The 4,279-nt window shown below is 28.3% G+C and carries 3 protein-coding genes; 2 read left to right on the forward strand and 1 reads right to left on the reverse strand.

Going from position 1 to position 4,279, the window contains the following annotated elements; all coding sequences use genetic code 11:
- Positions 1-656 precede the first annotated feature (656 nt).
- Entirely contained in the window at positions 657-1,931 is a 1,275-nt protein-coding gene (locus tag JG677_RS07285; protein ID WP_200285983.1) for a major outer membrane protein, read from the reverse strand.
- A 279-nt stretch (positions 1,932-2,210) separates the two neighbouring features.
- On the opposite strand from JG677_RS07285, the gene JG677_RS07290 reads away from it, so the two are divergent.
- Positions 2,211-2,825, forward strand: coding sequence for a hypothetical protein (locus JG677_RS07290; RefSeq protein ID WP_200217846.1), 615 nt, complete (start codon positions 2,211-2,213; stop codon positions 2,823-2,825).
- Between the two features lie 387 nt (positions 2,826-3,212).
- Positions 3,213-4,279: NAD(P)-dependent alcohol dehydrogenase (locus tag JG677_RS07295; RefSeq protein WP_200285985.1), on the forward strand; the 1,067-nt coding region annotated here is incomplete at its 3' end.

Here is a 4,279-nt window from a genome sequence, read left to right on the forward strand (position 1 = left end):
ATCACTTCTTGCATTTGCATTTTAATAATTTGTTTTAATTTCAAAGAATTTAAACACAAAACAAAATATTAAAAAGCAAAGAAAATATTTTATTTTGAAAGGTTAGGTTTTAAGTTAAAATTTAAAAGATTTTAAATAAAAATATACTTAAATTTTGCATTAGAAATCAAGTGGAAAGTATAGGCTTTGACTTGTAAAGCAGTTTTATGGATAATTTATTAAAGATAAATTTTTACGCAATTAAAAATATAAATTTAATTTTTAATTTAAAAAGCTATAAAGAAATTTGTAAAAAATATAAAATTAAACATTTTTTATTTAAGATTTACAATAGTATTTATAGAAAAAAATTAAATTAAAACCTTTTTATATTTGAAATAGTGTTTTGTGTAAAATAATTTATGATTATTTATTTCAATTTAATTATTTTTATGAAAATTTTATGGCTTTGGAAATAATAAAAGTTAAATTTTATTTTTAAATGATTTTAGTTTTATTTTGTTAAAAAGTATTTATTTTAATATCTAAAAATATTATAGCATTTAAATGAAGTATTTAAAATAAAACCGAAAGTATAAATAATTCTAAAGATAAATTGAAATAAAAAACAATTTTAAAGTATAAAAAGCCTATCAAAAGATAGGCTTAAAAAGTTTTTAGAATTTGTAAAGAGCTTGAAGTCTTACAGTGCTGTGATCTGCATTACCAGCATTTTTTCTATCAACATTTAAGTATGAGTAGAATGCTGAGAAGTCAAGTTTTGGAGAGTATTTGTAATCTACTCTTGCAACTGCTTCCATTTTATCTCCACCTATACCAGCAATATTAGATTTAGTTCCACCATAAACGAAATCTCCACCTACGCGTACAGTTTCATTAAAAGTATAGCCAGCTGTTATATAACCAAAAGTATTTTGACCAGCATGATCTCCAGTTAATTTAGAGCCTGATGTATAGAAAATTTCTTCACCAGCAAGTAAAGAACCTAAATTTCCTTGATCTTCAATAACAGTTAAAGTAGCACCATCTTTTTTACCATAGTATAGACCACCAAGTGTAGCATCCCAGCCACCAAATTCAACAGTTCCTCTTAAGGCAAAGAAGTTATTGTTTTTACCATCTACAAGCTGTTTTTTAAGTGTACTATCCATAGAGTTTCCTAAGTAAGCACCTTCTAAAGTCCATTTTGCTCCATCAAATATAGTTGTGCTATAAGCTACATCAAGAGCATATAAGAATGCATTATCAGGCATATAAGCTAACCATAATTGAGAGTTGATGTCTCCACCGAAAACACTATAGCTTGCAAGTGCAGCAGCACCATAAATATTTTTACTCCAATTTAAAAATTCAGAAGCATCACTATCACCATTTTCATAAGTGCCATTAGCTTGAATTATTGTTGTATCTCTGTTTGCGTTTGTGCTGTCTACAGCAAAAGCAGCTAAAGTGATACCATCTATGCTATTATTTACTACTTTGATACCTGTTCCAACTAAACCATCAATACCATTGTCAGTCCAGATAGTATTTAGTTGTTGTCTACCTGCGATTACACTTGTAGCAAAATCATCATTCGTATAGGTTAAGTATAATTGACGAACGCTAAGTCCTTTGTTTGTGCTACTTATATTATCTGTTCCAAAGCCACCATCTGCAGCATCGTAATCAAGTTGCATAAAAGCTTTGAAATTATCAGCTATAGCAGCATTAAAATTGATTTGTGCTCTATATTTGTGCAATTGTCTAGATGTATTAAGTCTCTCTTTATCCTGTGTAAATTTTTTATCAAATGTTCCAGTATCATATCTATATCTTAAAACCCCAGATACATCAACATCTTTAAGTACTTCTTCTAAAGGAGCAGCATTTGCTACTGAAAAAGCGCCTGCAGCCATAGCTGCTACTAAACTAAGTTTAACTAGTTTCATAAAATTTCTCCTTATTTAAATATCTACGCTAGCAATTGTATCATAAAAAAGTGTTATATTTTCTTAATATATACTTAAATGATAGTTAAATTTATAATAAATACTCCATATATAAACAAACGCTCAAAAATTTTGAGCGTTATTTTTCTAAGGAGTTTAAGATTTATGAAGTTTTATATTAGTTTAATGTAAGAAGTATAAAATTTAAAAGTTAATGATAAGTAATTAAGTGTATAATTAAAATGCCGATATTAATTAATCATATTAAAAGGAGTTAATATGCAAATAAACGCGTATTCTAATGTAGCTGTACAGATTAATAACAATAAACTTAGTTCTCAAACAAGAGAGAGTAATACTCAAAGTGCAAATTCTAGCAAAAATGTAGATAAAAAAGTCCTTGAGCAACTTAGTGCTATAGGTGGTAAAGGAATGAGTGCAATATATTTGGCTGAATTTGAACAACAAGCTTTTAATGCTGTTAGTGGTAGCATAAGTGCTCAAAATGGAGTTTTTGATCTTTTTAATCAAGATAATCTTAGTAAAGCGCAAGGAATTCTTTCAGGGTTAGATTTTGCTTCTATAGGATATTTTGGAAAAAATCCATTAGATATGAATTCAAGTGAATTAGAGGATTTGCTTAGTGAAAATGGTTTTTTTGGTGTGCAAAATACTGCAGATCGTATAGCTGACTTTGTGATACAGGGTGCAGGAGATGATGTAGAGAAGCTAAAAAAAGGCATAGAAGGGATGCAAAGAGGTTTTGAAGAAGCTTCAAATTTATGGGGTGGAAAGTTGCCACAGATTAGTCAAGACACTATGGATAAGGCCTTAGAAAAGGTTAATCAACGTTTAGATGAGCTTGGCGGAAAAACTTTAGATATCCAAATTTAATAACTTAGCCAAATTTTGGCTAAGTATTTAGTCAAAACTTTTAAATTCTTACCATTAATTTTTATAATTAATATTTTTGAATTCTTTCAATTTTACTCAATAATCGTTGTTTTATATTTTTTGGCTTTTGTTTTATTAAACAAAAAATTCTAAAAACCTATAAAGCTTTAATTCAATTTAAGCTAAAACAATAAGTATGAACAATAAGTATAAGCTATATAGATATTAGTATATAAGGATAAATTTAATTATTAAAGATAAAAATTTAAACACTCAATAAAGGAGGCATTAATTACTATAAATAAAAAATTAAGAATGTTTGAATTTATTATAAGTATAAAAAAGTATTAACAAATTTAAAAAATAAAACACTATAAAGGAGATAAAATGAAATATACTATTTTAGATAATGGACGCATACAAAGTAAAGGCTATGCAATGCTTAGTAAAGATGCTAAATTTACACCTTTTGATTTTAGCCGTCATGCCATTGGTGATAATGATATTTTAATTAAAATTTTATATGCTGGAATTTGTCATAGTGATATTCATACTGCAAGAAGTGAGTGGGGTGAAGCTATATATCCTTGCGTTCCAGGACATGAAATAGCTGGAGAAGTTATAGCTGTAGGAAAAAATGTAAGCAAATTTAAAGTAGGTGATTATGCAGGGGTAGGTTGTATGATAAATTCTTGTGGAGAATGTGATGCTTGCAAACGCTCACAAGAGCAATTTTGCGAACAAGGAAAAACAATTTATACTTATAATAGTAAAGATTGCTTCCACAATGATGAAATTACTTATGGAGGCTATTCAAATAATATTGTTGTGAGTGAAAACTTTGCCATTTGTGTGCCAAAAGATGCTCCTATGGAAAAAGTTGCACCTTTACTTTGTGCAGGAATTACTACTTATTCACCTTTAAAATTTTCTAATGTTAAAGAAGGCTCAAGTGTAGCTATAGCTGGTTTTGGTGGGCTTGGTATGATGGCTGTAAAATACGCTATTAAAATGGGTGCAAAAGTAAGTGTTTTTGCTAGAAATGAAAATAAAAAAGCTGATGCTTTAGCAATGGGTGTGAGTTCATTTTATACAAGCACTGATAAAAATATCGTAAAAGAAAGATTTGATTTTATTATTTCAACTATACCAACTGCTTATGATCCTGTTGCATATATAGAATTACTTAAATTTGGTGGAGAAATGGCTATTGTTGGACTTCCTCCTTTAGAAAATGAAGTAAATATCAATATAAAAGATCTTATATTTAAAGCTGGAAAAAAAGTTTATGGCTCTTTAATAGGTGGTATTGCTGAAACTCAAGAAATGCTTGATTTTTCACTAAAGCATCAAATTTATCCAGAGATTGAACTTATAAAGCCAAACGAAATTGATAAAGCTTATGAAAATCTTACTTCAGGTAAAGCAAAATTTCGTTATGTGATTGATATGAG

This window comes from Campylobacter sp. TTU-622, from assembly GCF_016598965.1.
In the GTDB taxonomy this organism is placed as follows: domain Bacteria; phylum Campylobacterota; class Campylobacteria; order Campylobacterales; family Campylobacteraceae; genus Campylobacter_D.